Below are 25,177 nucleotides of genomic sequence, written 5' to 3' on the forward strand. Positions count from 1 at the left end.
CGGCACCGCCGATCAGAAGAAGCCCATCGCGCCTTCGGCGTACGACACGAGCAGGTTCTTCGTCTGCTGGTAGTGATCGAGCATCTTGAGGTGGTTCTCACGACCGATGCCCGACTGCTTGTACCCGCCGAACGCGGCGTGCGCCGGGTACTGGTGATAGGTGTTCGTCCAGACGCGACCGGCTTCGATCGCACGGCCCGCCCGGTACGCCGTGTCTCCGCTGCGGGCCCACACGCCGGCACCGAGGCCGTAGAGGGTGTCGTTCGCGATCGAGATGGCATCGTCGAAGTCGTCGAAAGACGTGACCGACAGGACGGGACCGAAGATCTCCTCCTGGAAGATCCGCATGTCGTTCGTGCCCTCGAACACCGTCGGCGCGACGTAGTAGCCGCCCGACAGGTCGCCGCCCAGATCGACGCGCTCCCCGCCCGTGAGCAGCTTCGCCCCACCCTGCGTGCCGATGTCGATGTACGACAGGATCTTCTCGAGCTGGTCGTTCGAGGCCTGCGCGCCGATCATCGTCTCGGGGTCGAGCGGGTTGCCCTGACGCACCTTGTTCACGCGCTCGAGGCCGTCGCCGAGGAACTGGTCATAGATGGAACGCTGGATGAGCGACCGCGACGGACACGTGCAGACCTCGCCCTGGTTGAGGGCGAACATCGTGAAGCCCTCGAGCGCCTTGTCGTAGTAGGCGTCGTCGGTCGTCCGCGCCACGTCCTCGAAGAAGACGTTGGGGCTCTTGCCGCCGAGTTCGAGCGTCACCGGGATGAGGTTCTGCGAGGCGTACTGCATGATCAGGCGCCCGGTCGTGGTCTCGCCGGTGAAGGCGATCTTGCGGATCCGCTTGTGCTGGGCGAGCGGCGCACCGGCCTCAATGCCGAAGCCGTTGACGATGTTCACGACGCCCGCGGGGAGCAGGTCGCCGATGATGTCGAACAGGAACAGCAGGGATGCCGGAGTCTGCTCGGCCGGCTTGATCACCACGCAGTTGCCCGCCGCCAGCGCCGGCGCCAGCTTCCAGGCCGCCATGAGGATGGGGAAGTTCCACGGGATGATCTGGCCCACCACACCGAGCGGCTCATTGAAGTGGTACGCGACGGTGTTCTCGTCGAGCTGGCTGAGCGAGCCCTCCTGCGCCCGCAGCACGCCCGCGAAGTAGCGGAAGTGGTCCACGGTCAGGGGGATGTCGGCCGCGAGGGTCTCGCGGACGGGCTTGCCGTTCTCCCAGGTCTCGGCGACGGCGATCTTCTCGAGGTTCTCTTCGATGCGGTCGGCGATCTTGTTCAGGATGACGCTGCGCTCGGCCGGCGTGGTCTTCTTCCAGCTCGCGAACGCCTTCCACGCGGCATCCACCGCCCTGTCGATGTCGTGCGCGTCGCCGCGCGCGATCTCGCAGAAGGGTTTGCCGGTGACGGGGGTGATGTTCTCGAAGTACTCGCCGCTGTGCGGTTCGACCCATTCGCCGCCGATGTAGTGCCCGTACCGCGAACGGTACTCGGCGACGGCTCCGCGGGTTCCCGGGGCGGCGTAGACGCTCGAGACGCCTTCTTCGACGATGGTCATGCGTGTCTCCTTCGACGGTCATGAGTCGCCGCGACGGCTCCGGGCGGCGATGGCGCCGACGCTACGCCGGGGGAGGTTGCATCGGGTTGCGGAGCCGCGGAGCGCTGCGTCCGCCCGCCGTGAGGCAACGGCGAACGCCTCGACCCGTGAGGGAGCGACGCCTCAGCCCCGTCGGGGACGAACGCCTCGATTCCGTCGGGGAACGACGGATGCCACGACCCCGGGCCGCGGCATCCGTTCAGCGAGCGCGCTTACGCGTCTGCGTCGGCCAGCACCGACCGCAGCGGTGGCACGTTGACCTCGTGCAGGTCGACGTCGTCGAGTCGCTCGATGCTCTGCACGCGGGGCGCGATCGTGCGGTCATCGGCGACGATCCAGCTGCCGACGAGCAGGAAGCGATCGTTGCCGGCGGTGATCGGGCCGGTCAGGGCGAAGGTCTGATGCGTGGGGGTGAGGAAGGTCACGCGCACCGGGGTGCCGTGGGGGAGCGTCGAGGGGTCGACGACGTCGGCCCCGAGGGCCGCCCGTGGGGCCTCGATACCGAGGTCGATGCGCTGGATCTCGGAGCTCGTCGCCAGGATGACGTCGCCGACGAGGGGCTGACCGCCGACCCCGATACGCACGGTGCCCTCGAGCGCGTACAAGCCGTACCGCGGGGAACGGACGATCACGCGGGCGACGTCGCCCGCTGTGACCTCGGCGAGCGCCTCGCGGATGCGCCCCACGTCGCGACGGGCGCGGGCTGCCGAGAAGATGTCGAGCGCTTTTTCGTCCATATGTTCACTGTAACGAGGGGCTCCGACATCGGCGTCGGCCGACCGGGTCAGTCGCGCTCCAGCCGCTCGATCCGAGCGACCAGCCCCGCGCGCTTCGGCGAGCGCGCGGGCAGCATCGACAGGCACAGGCGCAGCACCTCGACGTCGTCGCGGCCGTCGACGGAGTCGGCGTAGGTCAGCAGCACGTCGATCCCCGCCTCGGCGACGAGCGCCTCGCGCAGGGCCGAACGCACCGACTCGCGCACCTCGACGACCCCGGGCGCCTCGGACTCGGGCAGGACGGGGCCGGTGTAGGCCGCCAGCGCCACGCGGTGCGCTCCCCGGTCCAGCAGCGACAGCACGTGCTGCGCGTCGGTCTCGAGCCCGTCCGGCAGGCGGTACGGCCGCGACTCCGGCACCAGGCGCGGCGCGACGGGGGCGAGCACCCGACGCAGGCGCACCATCTCGGGCCGCAGCGTCTCGACGGCCGCGTGCGCGTAGACCGCCTCGCTCAAAGCCTCGGCCGACAGACCCTCGCGGTGCACGGCGAGCAGCAGCAGGATCTCGGCGTGCCGCGCGCTGAGCTCGAGCACCGCGCCCCCGACCTCCAGCATCGCCCGATCCCGGCCGAGGATCTGCAGCAGGGCGCGCGAGGGCGCCGCCCGTCGTGGGGGAGGGGTCTGCTGCGCGCGCAGCCGCGCGACGAGCAGTTGGCTCTCGATCGCACGGGCCGTGGCATCCACGAGCAATTGCGCCTGCGGGGTGACGGCCTCGGGTCCTCCGGTGACGTCGATGACGCCCAGGAGACGCCGCGTCTCGGGATCGTGCACGGGTGCGGCGGTGCACGACCACGGTTGGACGAGTCGGTTGAAGTGCTCGGCGCCGCGGATCTGCACCGACCGGTCCAGGGTCAGCGCTGTTCCGGGTGCCGAGGTGCCCACGGCATCCTCCGCCCAGTTCGCCCCCGCGACGAACCCCATGTCGCCGGTGAGCGAGCGGATGTGCCGGTCGCCCTCGACCCACAGCAGTCGTCCCGCGGCATCGCCGACGGCGACCACGACGCCGGATTCCTCAGCCGTCCCGGGCAGCAGCAGCGCGCGCACCATGTCCATGACGCCGGCGAGCGGATGCCCTCGGCGGTAGGCCTCGAGCTCATCGCTCGCGAACTCGAGCGTCGGCAACCCCTCGGGTCCGACCAGGGATGCCAGCGACCTCCGCCACGAGTCCTGCACGAGCGGACGCACGTCGGCGAGGCGACGATCCTCGTTGCCCGCGAGCAGTTCGTCGTGCGCGCGCGCGATGAGCAGTCCCGATGTTTCGGGCGATATCGCGGGACGCGACCAGGCGGAGGGCACGGGACTCCCATCGGCGGTGACGGCAGGTGCGACCAGTGTAGGTCGGACGACGGCGTGGGGGGGAGGGCCTCACGCGCTCGAAGCGGATCGGGGAGTCGGAGCCGGATCGCTCGATCTCGGAGATCCGGATTCACCGCCCTTCGGCGCGCCGGGCATTCCGGCTCGGGCGCGACGCGGAGCGGACTCAGCCCCGCTCCGCCCACCACTTCCGCAACCGCTTCTCTGCCTCTTCTGCTCCGAGCACGCCCTCGTCGAGGCGCAGCTCGAGAAGGAAGCGATAGGCCTCGCCCACCTCGCGCCCCGGCTTCAGCCCCAGGATCTCCTGGATCCGGTTGCCGTCGAGGTCGGGGCGGATCGCGTCCATCTCCTCCTGCTCGCGGAGCGTCGCGATCCGCGCCTCGATGTCGTCGTATGCGGATGCCAGGCGCTGCGCCTTGCGCTTGTTGCGCGTGGTCACATCGGCACGGGTGAGGATGTGCAGGCGTTCCAGCTCGTCGCCGGCGTCGCGCACGTAGCGGCGCACTGCGGCATCCGTCCATGCCCCCTCGGCGTAGCCGAAGAAGCGCAGGTGCAATTCGACCAGACGCGACACCACGGTCGTGGTCGCGGCGTCGAAGCGCAGGGCCTGCAGGCGCTTTCGCGCCATCCGCGCTCCCTTGATGTCGTGATGGTGGAAGGTCACGCCCCCGCCGGCCTCGAGGCGCCTCGTGGCGGGCTTGCCGATGTCGTGCAGCAGAGCCGCGAGCCGCAGCGGCACGTCGGGCGCGGCATCCGGATGCCGGGTCTTCTCGAGCGCGATCGCCTGACGCAGCACGGTGAGGGAGTGCTCGTAGACGTCCTTGTGGTGGTGGTGCTCGTCGACCTCGAGCTTGAGCGCGGGGATCTCGGGCAGGAACTCCTCGATGAGCCCGGTCTCGACCAGCACACGGATGCCGCGGACCGGGTCGTCGGTCTGCAACAGGCGCACGAGCTCGGCCTGCACGCGCTCCGGACTCACGATCGACAGCGACGCCCGCAGCTCGGCGATCGCGTCGAGGGTGGACGCGTCGACGGCGAAGTCCAGCTGCGACGAGAAACGCGCGGCACGGAGCATGCGCAGCGGGTCGTCGCCGAAGCTGACGGCGGGATCGATCGGCGTGCGCAGGCGCCCGGCGACGAGGTCTTCGACGCCGCCCGTCGGATCGACGAGAGTGCGAACGGGAACACGCAACGCCATCGCGTTGACGGTGAAGTCGCGGCGGCTCAGGTCGGCCTCGAGGGTGTCGCCGAACTCGACGGTCGGCTTGCGGGTGACTCCGTCGTAGCTATCGGCGCGGAACGTGGTGATCTCGACCTGCTCGCCCTTCACCCGCGCGCCGATCGTCCCGAAGGCGCGGCCGACGTCCCACTGCACCGACGAGACGGGCTTGATCAGGGCCAGAATCTCGTCGGGTCGGGCGTCGGTGGTGAAGTCGAAGTCGTGGGTGGTGCGCCCCAGCAGCGCGTCGCGCACGGGGCCGCCCACGATCGCCAGGTCGCGGCCGGCGGCCGAGAAGGCCCGGGCGACGACGTCGACGACGGGGTGCGCGGCGAGCTCATCGAGGCGCGCGAGACCCTCGGCCATGTTCAGCATGCGTCGAGCCTAACCAAGGGCGCCGACAGCGCCCGGCGGGGCTCAGTCCTCGAAAGCGACGAAGCCCGTCACGAGCAGCTCGCGCACACGGGGGAGCAGGTCGGCCCGCAGGTGAGCGGCATCCACCTCCATCAATTGCGCGATCGCGTCGACCAGGGTCCCCACCGGCAGATCACCGTCGCAGGCTCCCACGAGCGCGGCCAGGGCCGGATCGACCTCGAGCGTGCGCGCGAAGCCGCCGCCCTGACGCAGCTCGATCACCGAGGGATCCCCCTCGCCGGGGCGGTGATGGCGCGCCTCGGTGACGTCCGGGGCGACGCGCAGCACGCTGTCGGCGAGGTCGGCGTCGTCGAGCAGCGCGGCGCGATCGTGCGCGGCCAGGCAGGCGGCGAGGTGCGGACCGAAGCCGCCCTCGCCGCCTCCCGTGACGCGCTCGTAACGCGCGAGGGTCGGTGCTCCGGCCAGGGGACGGCGCAGCAGGACGTACCCGAAACCGACCCCGGTCACGCCGCGGCGCGCGAAATCGTCGAGCCACGCCTCGATGAGCCGCGCGTACGCCGGGGTCCCCGGCACCGTCCCGCCGTCGCGCACCCACAACTCGGCGTAGGCGAGGGGGTCGAGCACCTCGCGCTCGATCACCCACGCGTCCAGCGAGGGGCCGACCCAGCCGCGGACGCGGTCCAGCCCCGACTCCTCACCGTGGTACTCCCAGTTGCCGAGCGATTGCGCGACGCCGCCGGGCGCCAGGTGGGTCCCGACGCCCTCGATGACGGCGGCCACCAGAGCGTCGCCCTCCATGCCGCCGTCGCGATACTCGTACGCCGGCACCCCGTGCACGCGCGGGGTGATCACGAACGGAGGATTCGATGCCACGCGGTCGAACGTCTCTCCCCCCACGGGCTCGAACAGCGAGCCGTGCCGGGTCTCGATGCCCTCGACGCCGTTCAGCAGGGCGTTCAGACGCGTGAACCGCAGAGCGCGCTCCGAGATATCGGTGGCGACGACCCGATCGACGAGTCGTCGCAGGCGCAGGGCCTGGATGCCGCACCCCGTCCCCAGGTCGAGGGCGGTCCCGCCGCGCCGGGTGAGCTGCAGGCGCGCCAGGGTCTGCGAGGCACCCCCGACGCCGAGCACGTGGTCCTCCGGCAGTGGACCCTCCAGGGCCGCCTCGTCGAGGTCGCTCGCGATCCACCACTGCACATCGCCCTCGTCGTCGCCGAACGCCTGAGGACGAACGAGTACCGCCGGAACGACTTCGTGATCGGCGGTGGCCAGCCCCAGCCCGACCGCGCCCGCGATGCCGAGGGTCGGCAGCGCCGCCTCGACGGCGACGCGGGGGACCGGCATCCCGAGTCCCCAGAGGCGTCCGAGGACGGCCAGCGCGTCATCGCGCCCGGACAGCGCCCCCGCGGCCGGACCGCGCAGACCGCGCGCCAGGGCGTCGTCCGCCTGGGCGCCCCAGGCGTCGCGCAGGGCGGCAGCGGAGTAGCCGGCGGAACGCAGGTCGGCGGCGAGCGCCTGGCACAGCTGGGGATCGGGTTCGGGGAGCACCGGTCCATTCAACCGTCTGCGCGAGGCTATCGGGGGCCTCGAAGCAAGCCGGGCCTAGACTCGTGGCGGTGCGAGGCCCCCTCGCCCCACCGACGATCGTATGACCGTGACCTCCCCGCCTTCGGGCTCACCCGTGCCGCGGCGCTCCCTCACGCGCCGGCTGCTGGCGACCCTGGTCGCGGGGGCCCTCGCTCTCGGGGTCTCCCTGCCCGCCAGCGCCTCGGCCACCACGACGCCCAGCCCGTCCCCCTCGGCGTCGACCTCGCCGGCGGTCCTGTCGGCGGCCCCCGCCGCGAACGGTGTGCTGCGGCCCGGCGACACGCTGTCGGTCGTCGTGACGGTCACCGCCGGCTCGGCCGCCGGCCCCGCCCTTCCGCTCGGCCTGGCGATCGGTTCCGCCGGACTCGCCGACGACGCCGCGCTCGAGCGTTGGCTGAGCGGGGACGCGACCGGGGTGACGCTGCAGCAGGTCGGCACGGGAACGGTGGATGCCACCGCCTCCGGAGCCCAGAGCACCACCACCCTCTCGGTGCCCGCCACCGATCCCGCCCTCGCGAACCGGGCTCCCGGGGTGTATCCGGTGCTCGTCAGCGGCGCGGGCCTCAGCGCGCCGAGCGTGGTCGTCGTCCCCTCCGAGGCCGCGCCCCAGACGCCCGTCGCCGTCATCGTGCCCGTCACCGCGGGCCCCCTGACGCGGGGGCTGCTCTCGGCGAACGAGCTGGCCGAACTCACCGCGGTCGACGGGGCCCTGTCGGCCCAGCTCGACTCCGTCGACGGCACGAGCGCCACTCTGGCCGTCGACCCCGCCATCCCCGCCGCGATCCGCGTGCTGGGCTCGGCGGCCCCGCCGACGGCCGTCGCATGGCTCCAGCGCCTGCTCGCCCTGCCGAACGACCGTTTCGCCCTGCAGTTCGGCGACGCCGACATCGCCGCGCAGCTGCGGGCGGGTCTGACCGCGCCGCTCGCGCCCACCTCGCTGCAGAACTACATGTCGGCGGCCGACTTCGCCCAGCCGGCTCCGGCCGTCTCGGCGGTGTCCACACCCGATCCCTCGGCCTCGGCGACCCCGGGTCAGCCCGCGTATCCGTCGCTGGCCACCCTCCTCGACATCGGCACGGCCACGCCCAACGTGTTCTGGCCCGCCACCTCGAGCGCCGGCGCCGACACCGTGGCCGGCCTCGGAACCCTCGGCACCGCCGATGATCCCGCGCACGTGCTCGTGGCATCCACCTCGGTCACCGGCGGCAGTCGGCAGGCGGCGGCGAACGTCGGGGGAGTGTCGACCCCGGTGTACGACGCCGAGGTGTCGCGCGCCCTCGCCGACGCCGCCGGTCAGAACGACACCACCCGCCGCGGAGCCTCGCTCGCCGCGGCACAGGGCTACCTCGCCTTCGCGCGGATCGCCGCGGGTGCGCAGCCCGTCCTCGCGGTGGTCGACCGCGGTACCGACCGCTCGCGCATCAGCCTGCGCGCGACGCTCGGGCTGCTCGGCACCGCCCCCGGATTCTCGTCGACCACCCTGGGCGACGTGGCCGCCCAGCCGGCATCCGAGGTGTCGCTGGCGACACCCGTCGTCGACGACGCCCGCGTGGGTGAGGTGCGCGACCTGCTCTCGGACGAACAGGTCATCGACCGCTTCGCCTCGATCCTCGACCGGCCCGAGCTGCTCACCGGTCGCGAGCGCGCCGAGGTCCTGCAGGTCCTGAGCGTGTCGTGGACGGGGGATGCCGCCCGCCAGGCGGTCGCCGACCACCGCGCCTCCACGCAGACGACCCTGGACTCCGTCGGCATCCTGTCCTCCGACTTCCGGCTCGTGAGCTCGAGTGCTCCGCTGCGCCCCTGGGTGCGCAACGACCTGCCCTGGCCGGTGACCGTCGTGCTCGCCGTGCGCACGAACGACGCCCGACTGCGGGTGCAGGAGCGCACCACCGTCGAGGCGCAGGCGTCCGCGAACACGCGCATGGAAGTCCCCGTCGAGGCCCGCATCGCCAACGGCGAGGTCAATGTCGACCTCCAGCTGCTCAGCCCCACCGGCGTCGTCATCGGTTCCCCGCAGGCCGTCGACGTCGAGGTGCGCGCCGAGTGGGAGAACATCGGCCTGGTCGTCATCATCGCCCTGATCGTGGGGTTCCTGACCCTCGGCGTCGTGCGCACCGTCGCCCGTCGCCGCAAGACCCGCAGCGACGAGGCGTCCGATCCGGACCCGGATGCCGACACCCCCACCGACGGCATCGGGCTGAAGGACCAGCACGCCGACGGCCGGGCCGACGCCGACCCCGACGACGTCGACACCCCCATCGACACCGAAACCCCGCAGGAGAGCCGCCCGTGAGCAGTATCGGACGGGCGAGCGTGCTCATCGGAGCCGGAACCATCGTCTCGCGCGTGAGCGGACTCCTCCGCACGATCGTGCTCGTCGCCATCGTCGGGTCCGTGGGGACGGCGGCGGGCGACGCGTTCGGCCTGGCCAATCAGCTGCCGAACAACATCTACACGGTCATCTCCACCGGCGTGCTCACGGCGGTGATCGTTCCGCAGATCGTCAAGGCCGCGGCGCACGCCGACGGCGGCCGGGCGTTCGTGTCGAAGCTGTTCACCCTCGGCACCGTCATCCTGCTGGCCGCCACCGCGCTGGCCATGATCGCGGCGCCGTTCATCGTGACGGTCTACATCGACCCCGCCAAGGTGGAGCCCGACCAGATCGCCCTCGCCACGGCCTTCGCCTACTGGTGCCTTCCGCAAGTGTTCTTCTACGGTCTGTACGCGCTGCTCGGCGAGATCCTCAACGCGCGCAAGGTGTTCGGTCCGTACACCTGGGCACCCATCGTCAACAACGTCGTGTCGATCGTCGGCTTCGGCGCGTTCCTGCTGATCTTCGGCGGCCCCAGCCCCGACGTCGTGCAGTGGACGCCGACGATGATCGGCATGCTCGGCGGGGTCGCCACGGGCGGTATCGTCCTGCAGACCATCGTCCTGCTGATCTTCTGGCGCCGAGCCGGCCTGCAGCTGCGTCCGGACTTCCACTGGCGCGGGGTCGGTCTGCGCCACATCGGTCGCCTCGCCGGGTGGACGTTCCTCATGGTGATCGTCGGGCAGCTCGCCGGCATCGTTCAGACCCGCGTGCTCTCGGGTGCTTCGGGCACCGGGCCCGCGATCATCGCGTCGCAGAACGCGTGGCTGGTGTTCATGCTGCCGTACTCGATCATCGTGCTGTCGATCGGGACGCCGTACTTCACGCAGCTGAGCGAGCACGCGGCCGCAGAACGCCACGCCGAGGTCAAGGCCGACATCGTGCGGAGCATCCGGGTTCTCGGTCTCTTCATCGTCGCCGCCACCGCCGCCCTCGCGATCGCCGCTGTCCCCGCGACCCGCGTCTTCACGAACAGTCCCGGCGAGGCCCTCGCAGCCGCGCCGCTGCTGCTGTGCTTCCTGGTCTGCCTGCTGCCGCTCGCGGTGCTCTTCGTCATCCAGCGCACCTTCTACGCCTACAACGACACCCGCACGCCGTTCTTCTTCACGCTCGTCCAGGGAGTTCTCGTGGCCGTGACCGCCCTCGCGGCCGGCGCGGCGGCGTCCGCGGGGGTCATCCCGATCACGCAGCTGGCGGCGGCCGTGGCCCTGGGGCAGTCCTTCTCGAGCATCGTGCAGGTCGTGATCGCCACGATCATCCTCGACCGTCGCCTCGGGGGCATCGGCATCGGCGATTGGATGCCGCAGCTCCTGCGTTTCGTCGTCGCCGCCGTCCCCGCCGCCGCTGCGGGCTGGGGCGTGGTCCTCCTCTGCGGGGGGACGACGGGGTGGCTCGCCTCCGACAAGATCTGGGGCGCGCTGGGCGCCGCCCTGGTGGGAACCGTCGTCCTCGCCGTGTACCTCGGCATCCTGGCCCTGTTCCGCACGCCGGAACTGGCTCCCGCGCTCGCTCTCGGGCGACGCTTCCTCCCCAAGCGCTAGCCCCGGCGCCCTGGAATACCCCGGGGCTAGCATGGGTTTCAACCGGCGGAATCAACGAAGGGAACGCGCTACCGTGCGTCACGTCATCATCATCGGATCCGGCCCCGCCGGCTACACGGCCGCCATCTACGCCGCCCGCGCCAACCTCGCACCCCTCGTGGTCGCGAGCAGCGTCGAGGCCGGTGGCGACCTCATGAACACGACCGAGGTCGAGAACTTCCCCGGTTTCCCGGACGGCATCCAGGGTCCCGACCTCATGGCCAAGATGCAGGCCCAGGCCGAGCGCTTCGGCGCCGAGGTCCTGTACGACGACGTCGTATCGCTCGAGCTCGACGGCCCGGTCAAGAAGATCACGTTGGGCAGCGGCAAGGTCGAAGAGGGCGTGAGCGTCATCTACGCCACCGGCTCGGCGTACCGCAAGCTCGGCCTCGAGGGCGAAGATCGGCTGTCGGGCCGCGGCGTGTCGTGGTGCGCGACGTGCGACGGGTTCTTCTTCCGCGATCGCACGATCGCGGTCGTCGGCGGCGGCGACTCGGCGATGGAAGAGGCCAACTTCCTCACGAAGTTCGCCTCGAAGGTGTACGTCATCCACCGCAAGGACTCGCTGCGCGCGTCGAAGATCATGCAGGAGCGCGCGTTCGCGAACCCCAAGATCGAGTTCGTCTGGAACACCGCCGTCGACGAGATCCTCGGCGACGACGCGGTCAACGGCGTGCGGCTGCGCTCCACCGTCGACGGCTCCCTCCGCGAGCTCGCGCTCGACGGCTTGTTCGTCGCGATCGGCAACGACCCGCGCACGCACCTGGTGCACGACAAGCTGCAGCTCACCGACCAGGGCACCATCTGGGTAGACGGTCGTTCCTCCCGCACGTCGGTCGAGGGTGTCTTCGCCGCGGGCGACGTCATCGACCCCACCTACCGTCAGGCGATCACGGCTGCCGGTAGTGGAACGGTCGCGGCACTCGACGTCGAGCACTTCCTCGCCGCCCGCGGCGAGGCCGGTGAGCCCGCCGTGGCGGAGAGCCCCATCGAGGGTCTTCCCGACGCGGCCGTGGTCTGAGGAACAAACTCGCCCCGAGCGGCGTTTTCACATAAGACGATCTGATCTAAGGAGAAATGAAATGACCGCCAAGGCGACGACCTCCGCGACTTTCGAGCAGGACGTCCTGCAGGCCGACGGACCCGTGCTCGTGGACTTCTGGGCCGAGTGGTGCGGACCGTGTCGAATGGTCGCACCCGTGCTCGACGAGATCCAGAGCGAGAACGCGGGCAAGCTCACGATTCTCAAGCTCAACGTCGACGAGAACCCCGACCTGGCCATGAAGTACCAGATCACGTCGATCCCGGCGATGAAGGTCTTCCAGGGCGGCGAGGTCAAGACGACCATCATCGGTGCCAAGCCCAAGTACGCGCTCGAGCAGGACCTCGCGCCGTTCATCGGCTGATCCTGATCTCGAAAGACCCCGGCACGTCGGTGCCGGGGTCTTTCGCATATCCGGATGCCGCGGCCCGGCCCAGCCAACGGAGCGTCGCAACACCCTCTTGCTGCCGGCCGACGGGTGACTCCGCGCCCGTGTCCGCGAGTCGGGCGCTGTGCGCCGTCAGGACGCGTCGAGACGGACGCTGGCGTCCCACCGCCGGTGCGGCTCTTCTTCGCCCAGGATGCGCCACACAGCGCGCGTCAGGGCGGGATACTGCAGCGCGATCTGGCGGAGCACGCGATAGTTCCGTGAACGGTTCGGGCGCATTCCCCCGTTCTCGGCGATGTTCTCAGCGCGCAGCGTCAGGACGACCAGCTCATCGACACTCGGGAGATCCTCCATGAAGTCCCACGGGTCTTCGCCACCGCGCAGTCGCTCGTGAATGAGGACCGCGAGCTCGTCGGAGGCTTCCGCGCGCAGGAGCTCGAGGCTGGCGCGACGGCGCAGGTTGTCATCGTTCGCAGTCACCATTCCAGCGTACGTCGACCCACCGACACACGGGGGCGCGGGGTGTTCGCTGGCCGCGAGATGCTGCCCGTCAGCCGGTGTATTTGTCTTCTCCCAGCGCAGCCAAGATGCGATTCAGGTCCTGTATGGTGGCAAAATCGATGCTGATCTGGCCTTTTTTTGCATTCAGCGAGACCCGCACCTTCGTGTCGAGGCGATCGCCGAGCCGATCGGCGACGTCGTCGAGGCCGGAGCGGCGGGAACCCGCCGTCGGCTTCTGGCGGACGGGTGCGACCCCCGGCATCTTCGCAGCCGCCTCCGCGGCACGCACCGACAGATCTTCGTTGACGATCTTGTCGGCGAGCTTCTGCATCTCGCGAGGATCGTCAAGCGAGAGGATGGCCCGCGCGTGACCGGCGCTCAGGACGCCGGCGGCCACGCGCTGCTGGACGGGGACGGGCAACTTGAGCAGACGGATCGTGTTGCTGATCTGCGGACGGGAGCGACCGATGCGCGTCGCCAGCTCTTCTTGCGTGATCCCGAAGTCCTCGAGAAGCTGCTGATAAGCCGACGCCTCTTCGAGGGGGTTCAGTTGAGACCGGTGGAGGTTCTCGAGCAGGGCGTCGCGCAGAAGGTACTCATCGTCGGTCTCGCGGACGACCGCCGGGATGGTGTCGAGTCCGGCTTCGCGTGACGCACGAGTACGACGCTCACCCATGATCAGCTCGTACGTGCCGTCACCCTTGTCGCGGACCACCACGGGCTGAAGCACGCCGAATTCGCGGACCGAGTGGATCAATTCGGCCAGGTCGTCGGGATCGAAGTGCGTGCGGGGCTGTCGGGGGTTGGGAACGATCGACTTCGGGTCGACGTGGATCAGCCGCGCACCAGGGACATTCACCAGATCGGCCACAGCCTCCGAGGACTTCGCGTCCTCCTTCGCCGCCGCTCCGGCATCCGGGAAGAACACGTCGACCGGGCGCGCCTCGGACGGTTCCGCCGTAGGGATCAGGGCGCCGATACCGCGGCCCAGTCCGGTCCTCTTCGCCATCAGGAATCCTTCTTCGTGGTGTCTCGTGCGACGATCTCGACCGCTGCTTCGCGGTAGGCGATGGCCCCTGCTGACTGGCCATCGTACGCGATCACCGTCTGTCCGAAGCTCGGCGCCTCGGACACGCGGACGGAACGGGGGATGACGGTGTCGAGCACTTCGTGGGTGAAGTGCGATCGCACCTCTTCCGCCACCTGCTGCGCCAGACGTGTACGCCCGTCATACATGGTGAGCAGGATCGTCGACACGTGCAGAGCAGGGTTCAAATGCTTCTGGATCATCTGCACACTGCCGAGCAACTGACTCAGACCCTCGAGTGCGTAGTACTCGCACTGAATGGGGATCATGACCTCATCGGCCGCGGTGAATGCGTTGATGGTCAGCAGTCCGAGGGACGGCGGACAATCGATGATCACGAAGTCGAAGTGATTGCCCTCGATCGCGAGGTAATCCCGCAGGGCCCCGCGCAAGCGGTGCTCTCGAGCGACCTGCGACACCAGCTCGATCTCTGCGCCGGCGAGGTGGATCGTGCTGGGTGCGCAGAAAAGATGCGATGACTCGGGGCTCTGCTGCACGATATCGGCGAGCGGGAAGTCATCGATCAGCACGTCGTAGATGCTCGGCGTCTCAGCGTTGTGAGCCACACCCAGGGCCGTCGAGGCGTTGCCCTGCGGGTCGAGGTCGATCACCAGAACCCGCGCATTCACCGACGCGAGAGCGGCCGCGATATTCACCGCCGTCGTCGTCTTACCGACGCCACCCTTCTGATTCGAGACCGTAAAAATGCGCGTACGACCCGACAGCTCGACACTTTTCGTCTCCAGCGCGCGACGTCGTGCGGAGAGGTGTGCGATCTCGCGTGCGATGGGGGAGTCGTCGAAGGATGACGACGCGGGCGTCTCATCGGACTGTTTCACGTGAAACACACCTCTCACCGTCGCGAACCCGCTCAGTCTACCCGTCGGGTCTGACATTGCCGCCGACGCGGCAGTCAGATCACCAGGTCGCCAGGATGAGTGGAGGGCGGCGACGCGGCGACAGCTTCGTGTGGCACGGGCGCACGGCGGCCCCACCCCAGCGCATCCGCGTGCGGAACTCCCCTGCGCTTTCCCCGGTGGCGCATGCGGACGCACCTGCGAGGCTTCCGCACCTCCACCGGTGTCGCTCACCCCCCGGAGGCAGAGAGGCGCGAGAACGGTATGAGGAGTGTGAACCGGCGGCGTCCACGACTGCACGGGGAGGTCAGCAGAGGTTCTGCAATCATCCGCGACCTCGTGGCCAGGCTTCGAACGATGCTCCACCAGTGGTTACGCGCGCGAGGCGCGCGAAAGCGAACCCGACTCCCGCGCCCGGGACCCCAAGGATCGACCGGCGCCACCGACGTCGGTTTCGCGCGCACCTCGCAGACGACATCGCACTCGTACGATCGTCTCCGTCCAGCCCGGTCGTGACGCGCGTGGATGCCCGCGGTAAGCCGACTCCGGTGCGCCTCTGGGGGCGCGATACGAGTTAACAACGAGGTGTCTCGCGACGTGATCGCTCGGTGCGTCGATGTGCCCATCGACTACGGCCACGTGGCAATTTGGGGCGACAAGATTCTGGGAGTCTTCCGGGTGTCAGCCAACCGAGGAGGGGAATCGGACTGACCGTCGTGCGCTCATCGCGAGGTACATCCACGCATTCCCACCCGCTGGGTGTTTCACGTGAAACACAGGGACCCCGTCACGTCTGGTCCCGGCCGCAGTGAGTCCACCGGGGAGATCACGAGCCTCGAACAGAGCGCGTTGCGATCCGGGGATGTAGCCCACGCGACACAGTCGACCTCGAATGAGTTCATGAAGAGATGCAGTTCAGGGATGGCAATCCGACTCCTGAACGACGCGTACGGAACAGTTCACGTCAATGTTTCACGTGAAACTTGCACAGCAACGCGTCTGCTTACCGGCTGCGCCGACAACCGTGGATGAGTTAAGAGATGGCGTCGGAGCTCAGCCTGCAAGAGGGATGCGCGCCGTTGACACAAGACCTGACGTCATGCCCCGTGTGAGTGGAGATTCGTGAGGACGTTCAGCCCACCATCCAGGCGATCGGAACACACGCCCAGGGATCTGGTTCGAAGGAGCGAATGCCCCCAGCTCTTCCAGCAGTGAGTAAAGAGTCGCTACCGTGGGCACGGATTGTCTTCGCAGGGCAGTTGAGGCGCGCACCCGACCGGCCCCAGCTCCCGCCCACCAAAGACTCGGCAGCAGATGCCGCGACCGATGTTTCACGTGAAACACACCATATCGAGCCGCTGGGACACTCGATCTGCCTCACGGTGTTCCTCATGTGATCCGACGACGAAGCCTGTCGCCGCCGCAGCATCGGCGCGACTCCACCATGACCCCTCGCCGCTGATCATCCACGTTCCTTCCTCACATGCGCATGAGGCCCGGCGTGATGACCACGACGACGCCGAGGTGTGCCGCCTGAGGTGCAACGAACGGCGCAAATCAGCGCACGAATCGGGGATAACGCATCTCGCTGCCGTGCAGGCTGCAGTGACCAAATCCGCCGCACTGGATAGCGTCGTCATCCTTGGGGGCCTCGACGGACGTGGCACTCGCGCTGCATCGGCGGCTTCACTTCACGCGGGTGTCACACACGTCCTCCCCAATCCCACAAAAGTCAGTCCAATGGATCGCGCCGGGCGCCGAGCCTGGTGTCGAACAGACTGATCGTGAGACTCCGCTGTCAGCGTCTGGACGGATCAACGACGGCCACCTGCTCGTTGCACTTCCCCGCGGCTTTCACGCTCATCCCGCCTTCCGATCACCGGCGGTCGAGGCAAGGCAGTGCGGGCTCGGTACACGAGTTGCATCGTGTAGAACACGGACACGCCGGCTCGCTGAGTGAGCAACGAGGGGGAGTGGAGGTTGAACCGCACCCTGCCCGGTTCAGCCGGGGAGTCGTGCGAGCGCGGCCTATCAAGCTGGAATCTCTCCTCCGCGATGCGCAGACACGCGACCGGCACAACGGAGCAAGCGAACAGTCCACCCAGCGAACACGCAGAGCAGAGGAGGTGAGGGGAATGTCTCGTCCTGATGCCCTCGAACCCGACCCACAACAATTGCTGACGTCCGCGACCTGAGTACCCGGGTTCTGGAACCGCGGATGCGGGGATGTTTCACGTGAAACACCGCGTCGGAGACGTAGCGGAGCCACCAGACAAGACCACGCGTCGAATGCCGAAGCTGCCGGACCTGATCCAGAATCGAACCGCATCCGACGCGCACCGATTCGGACACGGACGCACGCCATTCAACGTCCAGACAGGCCGCCGAAGACCCGCCGCCCAGGCGCCTCTCCAGGCGGGCAGGGAAGTCCATACAGCCGCAAGGCTCAGGCCACACCTCGATCGACCCGTCCAAGCAGGGTCTCGCGTGAGTTGGCCGAAATCGTCTCGAGTTGCACCGTGCGTTGCGAGGGGGTGTAGGCCGAGACCGCACCTTCCGAGCTTTCGTGCCCCATCGGACGACGCCTGCGTAACGAGAGGGAGCTCGTGAGCACGCGCGTTCCGATCTGAAACCACGGTCGCCCTCACATGCACACCGTGGTGCCTTCAGGGCGCCCGTGACGCTCACGGTCAGTCGCGAACGAGCGCAGCTAGGTGTGGTCGGGGAGCACACCGTAGCGCCCCCCCTCGCCTGTCGCCTCCACAGAGGATGCCTCGCGATACCCGACATGACGGGGATGACCGCCCTGCGCTCAGACGCACACACGAGCGTGTCGAGCGATGCGAGCGCGCCCCAGCCCGGTGCCGGCACGAACGCGCAGCCGTAGAAAGTAATGGCCCTCGCACACGCGAGCGTGTCGAACGATGCGAAGGCCTGTCAGCCGGGTTTCGGCGCGACCACCCAGCCGCGCCGGCTAGTGGCTTCTCCCGACCCGAGAGGGAGTGATTGCCTCTGAATCCCACTGTCTCCTGCGCGTGCGGCCGCCTTCACTGTTTCACGTGAAACAGACCACGGTCGAGCACCCACTCAAGACAATGACTGTGCGAGTCAGGTCTTCCGCCTCGTGCTCGAATCGACCCGCCCGCAGGGGACAGCCCACTTGTCTCGCGGGCCGAGCATTTATCGGTGGCATCTCACCCGAAACGCCACGAGTAGAGAGGCTCGGACTCCTGCGGTACCGGCCGCGGGCAGAACATGTGGAATTTGCTGACGCGCGCCGCAAGCTGCTGACGCGAGATCCCGATCGTCGCGACATCGACGTCCTCCTCGACGCCCGCCCAACGCCGCTCAGGCGTGACGGTAGTGACGACGTCTTGCTCGTCCGGCCGACTCCGCCGCCCGTTGCGCATCGCCGCCCGGAGTCGACGGATGGGCATAGCTCGACCTCGATGACGATCACGTGTGGCCCCCAGAACAAGCCGGGTCATCCGACGGGCGTGGACGACACGCACACCTGCGCACAAGGAAGATCGGCGGGGGAGGGCACGCTCAGTCATCGATGGAGGTGTGCCCGTCGAACCGGCGGCAGCGTACCGTGCGCGCGTGAGAGCCAGAGAGGTGCAGGCAGCCCACGGCGCGGGCCAATTCTCGCGGGCCGACCGCGTCACCCACCCTCGTCCCCGCGACACGTCAAGCGCAGCAGACCGCATGCACCGACGTTCCGCGCGGTTCGCCAACGGGCGACCTTCGAGCACAAATGAGTCGCGCGGTCCGCAGAGCGTGCTGCGGGACTCCTACCCGGTCCGCGTCCGCGCGTCGATCGCGACGCGACAGCCGGCACATCGGGCCGCTCCGCCACCGAACCGGCCCGCAGCACCCCCACTGCCGAGAGACGGGGCGCCCACGACAGGATCGACCCAGGGGTGCGGATCGGGCAACCCGGCGCAACGACCGGGGCTGGGTCCCGAGACGCTCAGAGGAAGCGGAAGCGACGCGAACGAACGCTTCTCGAGCACAACGCCACGCCATTCACCGAAGCAGAATGAAAATTACCTGATCAGAGGTCTAATCATCGAGAAACTGTCGCGAGGAAGACGCGCGTCGGCTCGTCGAGGACACCTTCACCGACAACCTCGACGGCGATGTCCACGAGTCCGTGTTTACGGACAGCTTTCGCCGCAGCCTCGATCTCGGATGCCACGTTCGCACCCTTGAGGAACACCAGACGCCCTCCGGGGCGCACGAGGGGCGCGGTGATGGGCAGGAGCGTCCGCACGGCGCTCACCGCTCGCGCCGTGGCCACATCGAACACGCGGCCCTCGGTCCACTCTTCTCCGCGCATACGGGCGACGGTGACGTTCGAGAGCCCCAGCTCGGCGACCTGCTCCGACAGCCAAGCCGTCCGTCGCTCCATCGGCTCGATGAGCGTCCATTCGACGTCGGGTCGTGCGATGGCGAGGACCAGGCCCGGAAGCCCGGCCCCCGAGCCGACGTCGACCGCACGTCCGTGGAAGTACGGTGCGGCGATGGCACTGTTCAAGATGTGCCGGGTCCACAGCCGCGGGACCTCGAGCGGACCGATGAGACCCCGCTCCTCGCCGTGTACCGCCAAGTTCTGCGTGAAGCGACGAGCGATCTCGATCCGATCGCCGAAGAGGTGCGCGGCCGCCGCCGGCTCGGACTCGAGCTGTTCCGGCATCCGTCGCTCAGCCTCGACGCAGGACGGTGTGGCGATCCGCCCCTTCGCCGAACGACTCGGACGAGTAGCCCCGATCAGCCGCGATGTCGTGCACGAGTTTGCGCTCGTAGCTCGACATCGCGGGCAACGACGCCTGCGATGCTCCCTCGTCGAGTCGGGCGATGGCACGATCGACCAGGTCCTCGAGCTGACGCTGGCGCGCGTCGCGCGACCCGCCGATGTCGAGGATGAGACGCGAGAACCGCCCCGTAGAGTTCTGGACAGCGAGTCGTGTGAGCTCCTGCAACGCCTGAACCGTCTCCGGGTGCGACAGGGTCGACAGCGCCGCAGCGTCGTCGGCCTCGACCGACACGTACGCGCGCCCCGCGCGCACATCCAGGGCCAGATCGCCGTCGATGTCGGCGATGTCGAGCAGCCCCTCGAGGTAGTCGGCGGCGATGTCGCCTTCTTGCTCGAGCTGCTCCTCGGTGGCGGCGTTCTGTTCGGGCGCGATCTGATCGGACGTCGTCATCGTGATCTCCGGGTCAAGCGGGGGAGGACGAACCGGAGGCACCACCGGCGCTCGGGTTCTTGGCGGACTGCTGCTTCTTCGCGCGCTGCTTGCCCACGGGCTGCTGACGCTTGGGGGCCGCCGCTCGAGCGCGCTCGGCCTCTTCGAGCAGACGCTGCTGCTCTGCCTCGTACTTCTCCATCGAGACGACCTTGCCGGACGAGTCGATCGCCTTGCCCTTGCGCGCCAGACGCTCTTCGCGAGCCTTCGCGGCATCCGATCCGGGTGTCGGCATCTCACGGATGACGATGAACTGCTGCACCATGGTCCACAGGTTGCTGACGAACCAGTAGATGACGACACCGAGCGGGAAGAACACACCCGAGAAGATGAACGCCAGCGGCAGGATGTACAGCATGATCTTCTGCATCTGGTACGCCTGGCCGGTCTTGGCCTCGGGCGACAGGTTCTTCGAGATGATCTGCAGCTGCGTGAAGAACTGCGACGCGATCATGAGCACGACGAGCGTCAGCAGAATGGCGACCGTGACCTGACCGTCGGACTGGCCCCAGGCCGTGACGAGATTCACGTGCATGGATGCCACGTCGAACAACCGGGCGTCGTAGAACTCGCGCGTCAGCTCGGGGGTGAGCAGACCCACACCACCCTGACCGCTGTTGGCGTGCTTGGACACATCGTTCAGCACGCTGAACAGCGCGAAGAAGATCGGCATCTGCACGAGGAGAGGAAGGCAGCTCGACACCGGGGTGGTGCCGTGCTTCTTGTACAACGCCATGGTCTCGCGGCTCATCGCCTCGCGAGACAGCTGGTCGCGCTTGCCCTTGTACTTTTCTTGGACCTTGCGCAGCTCCGGAGCGATCTCCATCATCTTGCGCTGGCTCTTGATCTGCTTGACGAAGAGCGGGATGAGGGCGGCGCGGACCACGAGCACGAGGCCCACGATCGACAGCACCCAGGTCAGACCGGCGGCGGGCGCGAGGCCCACCGCGGTGAACAGGGCGTGCCATCCCACCAGCACGAGTTCGACCGCCCATTTCAGCGGCCAGAGGATGGTCCCAATGAGATCGAATTGCACGATCAGTCCTTTCGGGCGGGCACGACGAAACCGTGCCGGGTGAGTTCGTGGCGGAAGGCCCGGTGAGGACGGACGTCGTCGATGCCACCCTGAGCCCAGGGATGGCAGCGGGCGAGACGGGCCGCGGTGAACGCGATGCCCTTCACGAGTCCATGCTGCTGCACGGCGCCCACCGAATAGGCGGAGCAGGACGGGTAGTACTTGCACACGTCGCCGTAGACGTGAGAGATCGTCGCCCGATACGCGTGCAGGAGCGCGAGTCCCGCGTTACGGGGGAGCAGGGGCACGGATGCCAGAACCCCGTCCGCCGTGAACCGACCGGATCCGGTGGACGACGTCGGAAGTGTGGAAACGCTCATGCCGATGCTTTTCGCTCGAGACACCGCACGACCTCGGCGCGCAGAGTGGCGTAGTCGACGGTCGCCGCAGAGGGAAGTGCGCGGATGACGATCGAGGCGCCCCCGCGAATCGACGGGAGCGCCTCGGCGCACACCGCTTTGAGGCGGCGGCGGATGGTGTTGCGGGTGACTGCGGAGCCGACCTGTCGGCTCACGATGAAGCCGAAGCGTGGCGTCTCGGTCTCGGCCGACGATCCGACGTAGGTCACGGTGTGCGCTGCGGCACACCGAGAACCCCGTCGGACTGTGGCTTTGTAGTCCGATCCGCGGGTGAGTCGGTTCGGCTTCGCGAGCACCGGGTCTGTCAGGCCGAGAGCTCGGTGCGGCCCTTGGCGCGACGCGCCGCGAGGATGCCGCGGCCGGCACGCGTACGCATGCGGGCACGGAAGCCGTGCTTCTTGGCGCGACGACGGTTGTTGGGCTGGAAGGTGCGCTTGCTCATGGGTCACTCCGGAGGTGGTGTCGCCCGATGCTCTTCTGCCGGGGACGGGGTCGGGACTGCCGTATAGGCATAAGTCAACCGACTAAGGCTACGTCGAGTCCGGCGTTAACTCAAACCGAGCGGCCGACCGCTCATTATCCCCAGGCGTTGTCCACAAGCGTGGCAAAGACACGCGGCCGGGTCCTACAGTGGATTTTGCTCCGCGAGAGCCGCGAACTAGCGTGGCCCCGGAAGTTATCCACAGGTTCGACGCGACTTCGTCGATCTCCGTCGCGTCAAGATCCCGGAGGGGACATGTCTCTGTACGAAGTACCGGATGTCCCCGTCTGGTCGGCTGTGCTGGACCATCTTCTCACCGATGACCGTGTCACCCCTCAGCTGCACGGGTTCCTCAACCTCGCCGTCCCGCAGGGTGTCATGGGCGGCACGCTCTACCTCGACGTGCCGAACGATCTGACGGCTGCGCAGTTCAACAAGCGCATGCGTGCGTCGATCCTCGAGGCCCTCGCCCAGGTGCAGGGCAGCGACCCCGAGGTGGGCACCTTCCGCGTCGTGGTCAATCCCGACCTCGTCGAGTCCCACCGCGACTCCGCCCCCGTGCCGGTGGCGAGCACCGAGCGCTCATCGGCGCCCGCCGCCTCGAGCAGCATCACCGAGCAGGCGCCCGAGCCGATCACTCCGGCCTCGCGCAGCGACACCCGGCTGAACCCGAAGTACACGTTCGACAACTTCGTCATCGGGCAGTCCAACCGCTTCGCCCACGCCGCCGCCGTCGCGGTGGCCGAAGCGCCGGCCAAGGCCTACAACCCGCTCTTCATCTACGGCGACTCGGGTCTCGGCAAGACGCACCTCCTCCACGCCATCGGCGATTACGCCGCGAGCATGTACGCCGGCATCCGCGTGCGATACGTCTCGAGCGAAGAGTTCACGAACGACTTCATCAACTCGATCGCCAACAACCGCGGATCCGCGTTCCAGGCGCGTTACCGCGACGTCGACATCCTGTTGATCGACGACATCCAGTTCCTGCAGGGTCGCGCCGAGACGCAGGAAGCCTTCTTCCACACGTTCAACACGCTGCACGACCACGACAAGCAGGTCGTCATCACCAGCGACCTGCCGCCGAAGCAGCTCACCGGCTTCGAAGACCGCATGCGCAGCCGCTTCGAGTGGGGCCTGATCACCGACGTCCAGGCACCCGACCTCGAGACCCGCATCGCGATCCTGCGCAAGAAGGCCCAGAGCGAGCGACTGCTGATCCCGGATGACGTCCTCGAGTACATCGCCACCGTGGTGTCGTCGAACATTCGCGAGCTCGAGGGCGCGCTCATCCGCGTCTCGGCATTCGCCAGCCTCAACCGGTCCACGCTCGACATGTCCCTCGCGCAGACGGTGCTGCGCGACATCATCGATCAGGACGACGCGAACGTCATCTCGCCCACCGACATCATCACCGCCACCGCGCAGTACTTCAAGCTGTCGGTCGACGACCTGTACGGCTCCAGCCGTTCACAGGCCGTCGCCACCGCGCGGCAGATCGCGATGTACCTGTGCCGGGAACGCACCAGCCTGTCGTTGCCCAAGATCGGTCAGCTCTTCGGCAACCGCGATCACACGACGGTGATGTACGCCTACAAGAAGATCAGCGACCTGATGAAGGAGCGCCGCTCGATCTTCAACCAGGTCTCCGAGATCACCAGTCAGCTCGGCCGAATGCGCTGAGCGCCCGTCTGACTGCAGGGCCCGTCCGCGATCGCGGACGGGCCCTTTTCGCATTTTCCCGCCCGATTCGGGCTCTGGCGGCGCCTCACGAGGTCTTTTCGGAGGAGTTCTACACAGTGTGGAAAACCTGTGGATAACTCGAATTTACTGCGGATGACATGTGCACGGAGCTGTTAACCCTGTGGAGGAGGGTCGAAGCCAACCACGGCGCCGACGCGTTAAGTGCCCAGGCTCTCCGCAACCCGTCCACAGTTAACAACCCCCGTGTTCCCTGCAGTTAACAGGCGAGGCGGAAGTTATCCACACTGTCCACAGCTGTTAACAAGATGAAGATCCCAAATCATTGTTAAGAGATTCGATGACCTCGTGGTGCGCAGACCCCTCGGCAGAGTCCGCCGGAAGGGGGCACTAGCATGGGTAAGCCATACCCGCCGTCAAGGGAGCACCCGTGAAGTTCCACGTCAATCGCGATGTGTTCAGCGAAGCCGTCTCGTTCGTGGTCAAGCTCCTGCCTCAGCGCAACCCGCAACCGATCCTGGCCGGCGTCCTCATCGAGGCCGGTGAGCAGGGACTCACGCTCGCGGCGTTCGACTATGAAGCCTCCGCGCGGACCACCATCGAGGCCACCGTCGATGAGCCGGGCACGATCCTCGTCCACGGGCGCCTGCTCAGCGACATCGCGAGCCGCCTGCCCAACGCGCCCATCCAGATCGCCGTCGACGACGACGGCGGCATCCTGCTGACCTGCGGTTCGGCACGCTTCACCCTGGCCTCCATGCCCGTACAGGAATACCCGGCGATCCCCGAGGTCACCGGGGAGTCCGGTCTGGTGCCCGCCGACGAGTTCGCCACCGCCATCGCGCAGGTGGCGTTCGCCGCGTCGCGCGACGACGTCACCCCGGTCCTGACCGGCGTGCAGCTCGAGGCCTCGGGGACGCGGCTGAGCCTGGTCGCGACCGACCGCTACCGCGTCGCGCTGCGCGAGATCCCGTGGGACGGCGGGGCCGCGGCATCCGAGGAGCCCACCACCGCCCTGGTGCCCGCACGCACCCTGCAAGAGGTCGGCAAGACGTTCGCGCACGGCGGCGACATCTCGATCGCGTTCTCCGGCTCCGGCGATCGCGAGATCATCGCGTTCTCGTCGGGGAACAAGACGGTGACCTCGTTGCTGATCAAGGGCAACTTCCCGCCTGTGCGCCGGCTCTTCCCCGCTCAGACCGAGCACCACAGCGTGGTCAACACCGCCGAGCTCGCCGAGGCCGTGCGCCGCGTCGCGCTGGTGCTCGACCGGTCGGCGCCGCTGCGCTTCACGTTCGGCCCGGACGGGGTCTCGATGGACGCGTCCGGCACGGAGCAGGCGCGCGCGACCGAGTCGGTCGACGCCACGCTTCTGGGCGACGAGGTGACCCTCGGTCTCAACCCCCAGTACCTGCTCGAATCGCTGGGAGCGGTGCGCAGCGAGTTCGCACGCATCACGTTCACCTCGAGCGACAACGCCAACAAGCTCAGCCCCGTCCTGGTCACCCCGCAGACCTCGGTCGACAAGGGCGGCGAAGGCTCGTTCAAGTACCTGCTGCAGCCCAACCTGCTGCTGCGCTGAGCGGCTCGGCCGCTCACCGTGTCGGAGGC

General features: G+C 68.3%; 20 protein-coding genes. 6 read left to right on the plus strand and 14 right to left on the minus strand.

Annotated features, from left to right (window positions below):
* Positions 1-12: 12 nt before the first annotated feature.
* The 5 genes from ACIPVB_RS02075 to ACIPVB_RS02095 form a co-directional block, all read right to left on the minus strand.
* Positions 13-1,563, minus strand: coding sequence for an aldehyde dehydrogenase family protein (locus ACIPVB_RS02075; protein WP_400366537.1), 1,551 nt, complete (start codon positions 1,561-1,563; stop codon positions 13-15).
* Positions 1,564-1,814: 251 nt separating this feature from the next.
* The gene (locus tag ACIPVB_RS02080) at positions 1,815-2,339 is read right to left on the minus strand and encodes a hypothetical protein (RefSeq protein ID WP_400366539.1); all 525 of its coding nucleotides are present in this window, start codon (positions 2,337-2,339) and stop codon (positions 1,815-1,817) included.
* A gap of 47 nt (positions 2,340-2,386) precedes the next feature.
* Positions 2,387-3,673 (minus strand): GAF domain-containing protein, encoded by a 1,287-nt coding sequence (locus ACIPVB_RS02085; protein WP_400366541.1) that lies wholly within the window; start codon positions 3,671-3,673, stop codon positions 2,387-2,389.
* A 184-nt stretch (positions 3,674-3,857) separates the two neighbouring features.
* The gene (locus ACIPVB_RS02090) at positions 3,858-5,285 is read right to left on the minus strand and encodes a CCA tRNA nucleotidyltransferase (protein WP_400366543.1); all 1,428 of its coding nucleotides are present in this window, start codon (positions 5,283-5,285) and stop codon (positions 3,858-3,860) included.
* A gap of 42 nt (positions 5,286-5,327) precedes the next feature.
* Complete coding sequence (locus ACIPVB_RS02095; protein WP_400366545.1) at positions 5,328-6,836, minus strand: methyltransferase; 1,509 nt, start codon at positions 6,834-6,836, stop codon at positions 5,328-5,330.
* A 106-nt stretch (positions 6,837-6,942) separates the two neighbouring features.
* Here ACIPVB_RS02095 and ACIPVB_RS02100 point away from each other — a divergent pair, with 106 nt between their 5' ends.
* From ACIPVB_RS02100 to trxA, 4 genes are all read left to right on the plus strand, one after another.
* Positions 6,943-9,168, plus strand: a complete 2,226-nt coding sequence (locus tag ACIPVB_RS02100; protein ID WP_400366547.1) for a DUF6049 family protein — start codon at positions 6,943-6,945, stop codon at positions 9,166-9,168.
* Complete coding sequence (gene murJ / locus ACIPVB_RS02105; protein WP_400366549.1) at positions 9,165-10,787, plus strand: murein biosynthesis integral membrane protein MurJ; 1,623 nt, start codon at positions 9,165-9,167, stop codon at positions 10,785-10,787. The genes ACIPVB_RS02100 and murJ overlap by 4 nt, the downstream gene beginning before the upstream one ends.
* A gap of 73 nt (positions 10,788-10,860) precedes the next feature.
* Positions 10,861-11,847: a thioredoxin-disulfide reductase gene (gene trxB, locus ACIPVB_RS02110; protein ID WP_400366551.1), complete on the plus strand. Its 987-nt coding sequence runs from the start codon at positions 10,861-10,863 to the stop codon at positions 11,845-11,847.
* 61 nt (positions 11,848-11,908) lie between these two features.
* Positions 11,909-12,232 (plus strand): thioredoxin, encoded by a 324-nt coding sequence (gene trxA, locus ACIPVB_RS02115; RefSeq protein ID WP_400366553.1) that lies wholly within the window; start codon positions 11,909-11,911, stop codon positions 12,230-12,232.
* 156 nt (positions 12,233-12,388) lie between these two features.
* On the opposite strand, the gene ACIPVB_RS02120 is transcribed toward trxA, so the two are convergent.
* The 9 genes from ACIPVB_RS02120 to rpmH form a co-directional block, all read right to left on the minus strand.
* Complete coding sequence (locus ACIPVB_RS02120) at positions 12,389-12,736, minus strand: tryptophan synthase subunit alpha (protein WP_400366555.1); 348 nt, start codon at positions 12,734-12,736, stop codon at positions 12,389-12,391.
* Between the two features lie 70 nt (positions 12,737-12,806).
* Positions 12,807-13,766, minus strand: a complete 960-nt coding sequence (locus ACIPVB_RS02125) for a ParB/RepB/Spo0J family partition protein (RefSeq protein ID WP_400366556.1) — start codon at positions 13,764-13,766, stop codon at positions 12,807-12,809.
* Positions 13,766-14,692 carry a ParA family protein gene (locus ACIPVB_RS02130; protein WP_400368174.1) on the minus strand — a complete coding sequence of 309 codons (927 nt, stop codon included), beginning with the start codon at positions 14,690-14,692 and terminating at the stop codon, positions 13,766-13,768. The genes ACIPVB_RS02125 and ACIPVB_RS02130 overlap by 1 nt, the downstream gene beginning before the upstream one ends.
* Before the next feature lie 4,078 nt (positions 14,693-18,770).
* Positions 18,771-19,400 carry a 16S rRNA (guanine(527)-N(7))-methyltransferase RsmG gene (rsmG, locus tag ACIPVB_RS02135; protein WP_400366557.1) on the minus strand — a complete coding sequence of 210 codons (630 nt, stop codon included), beginning with the start codon at positions 19,398-19,400 and terminating at the stop codon, positions 18,771-18,773.
* Between the two features lie 7 nt (positions 19,401-19,407).
* Positions 19,408-19,911, minus strand: a complete 504-nt coding sequence (locus tag ACIPVB_RS02140) for a protein jag (protein ID WP_400366559.1) — start codon at positions 19,909-19,911, stop codon at positions 19,408-19,410.
* A 13-nt stretch (positions 19,912-19,924) separates the two neighbouring features.
* Positions 19,925-20,986: a membrane protein insertase YidC gene (gene yidC / locus ACIPVB_RS02145; protein ID WP_400366561.1), complete on the minus strand. Its 1,062-nt coding sequence runs from the start codon at positions 20,984-20,986 to the stop codon at positions 19,925-19,927.
* Positions 20,987-20,988: 2 nt separating this feature from the next.
* The gene (gene yidD, locus ACIPVB_RS02150) at positions 20,989-21,345 is read right to left on the minus strand and encodes a membrane protein insertion efficiency factor YidD (RefSeq protein ID WP_400366563.1); all 357 of its coding nucleotides are present in this window, start codon (positions 21,343-21,345) and stop codon (positions 20,989-20,991) included.
* Positions 21,342-21,680 (minus strand): ribonuclease P protein component, encoded by a 339-nt coding sequence (rnpA, locus tag ACIPVB_RS02155; protein WP_108319827.1) that lies wholly within the window; start codon positions 21,678-21,680, stop codon positions 21,342-21,344. The genes yidD and rnpA overlap by 4 nt, the downstream gene beginning before the upstream one ends.
* 8 nt (positions 21,681-21,688) lie before the next feature.
* The gene (rpmH, locus tag ACIPVB_RS02160; protein ID WP_013584598.1) at positions 21,689-21,826 is read right to left on the minus strand and encodes a 50S ribosomal protein L34; all 138 of its coding nucleotides are present in this window, start codon (positions 21,824-21,826) and stop codon (positions 21,689-21,691) included.
* Positions 21,827-22,243: 417 nt separating this feature from the next.
* On the opposite strand from rpmH, the gene dnaA reads away from it, so the two are divergent.
* Positions 22,244-23,548 (plus strand): chromosomal replication initiator protein DnaA, encoded by a 1,305-nt coding sequence (gene dnaA / locus ACIPVB_RS02165; protein ID WP_400368175.1) that lies wholly within the window; start codon positions 22,244-22,246, stop codon positions 23,546-23,548.
* 448 nt (positions 23,549-23,996) lie between these two features.
* On the plus strand, positions 23,997-25,148 hold the full coding sequence (dnaN, locus tag ACIPVB_RS02170) for a DNA polymerase III subunit beta (RefSeq protein WP_400366566.1): 1,152 nt from the start codon (positions 23,997-23,999) through the stop codon (positions 25,146-25,148).
* Positions 25,149-25,177 lie beyond the last annotated feature (29 nt).

Origin of the sequence: Microbacterium sp. NPDC090007, assembly GCF_044748345.1 — a bacterium.
Classification (GTDB): Bacteria; Actinomycetota; Actinomycetes; order Actinomycetales; family Microbacteriaceae; genus Microbacterium.

Bases quoted from the DNA above. Each gene is read 5' to 3' on its own strand.
- ACIPVB_RS02075 (WP_400366537.1), bottom strand. From the start codon at position 1,563: ATGACCATCGTCGAAGAAGGCGTCTCGAGCGTCTACGCCGCCCCGGGA.
- ACIPVB_RS02080 (WP_400366539.1), bottom strand. From the start codon at position 2,339: ATGGACGAAAAAGCGCTCGACATCTTCTCGGCAGCCCGCGCCCGTCGC.
- ACIPVB_RS02090 (WP_400366543.1), bottom strand. From the start codon at position 5,285: ATGCTGAACATGGCCGAGGGTCTCGCGCGCCTCGATGAGCTCGCCGCG.
- trxA (WP_400366553.1), top strand. From the start codon at position 11,909: ATGACCGCCAAGGCGACGACCTCCGCGACTTTCGAGCAGGACGTCCTG.
- ACIPVB_RS02125 (WP_400366556.1), bottom strand. From the start codon at position 13,766: ATGGCGAAGAGGACCGGACTGGGCCGCGGTATCGGCGCCCTGATCCCT.
- rsmG (WP_400366557.1), bottom strand. From the start codon at position 19,400: ATGCCGGAACAGCTCGAGTCCGAGCCGGCGGCGGCCGCGCACCTCTTC.
- ACIPVB_RS02140 (WP_400366559.1), bottom strand. From the start codon at position 19,911: ATGACGACGTCCGATCAGATCGCGCCCGAACAGAACGCCGCCACCGAG.
- yidD (WP_400366563.1), bottom strand. From the start codon at position 21,345: ATGAGCGTTTCCACACTTCCGACGTCGTCCACCGGATCCGGTCGGTTC.
- rpmH (WP_013584598.1), bottom strand. From the start codon at position 21,826: ATGAGCAAGCGCACCTTCCAGCCCAACAACCGTCGTCGCGCCAAGAAG.
- dnaA (WP_400368175.1), top strand. From the start codon at position 22,244: ATGGGCGGCACGCTCTACCTCGACGTGCCGAACGATCTGACGGCTGCG.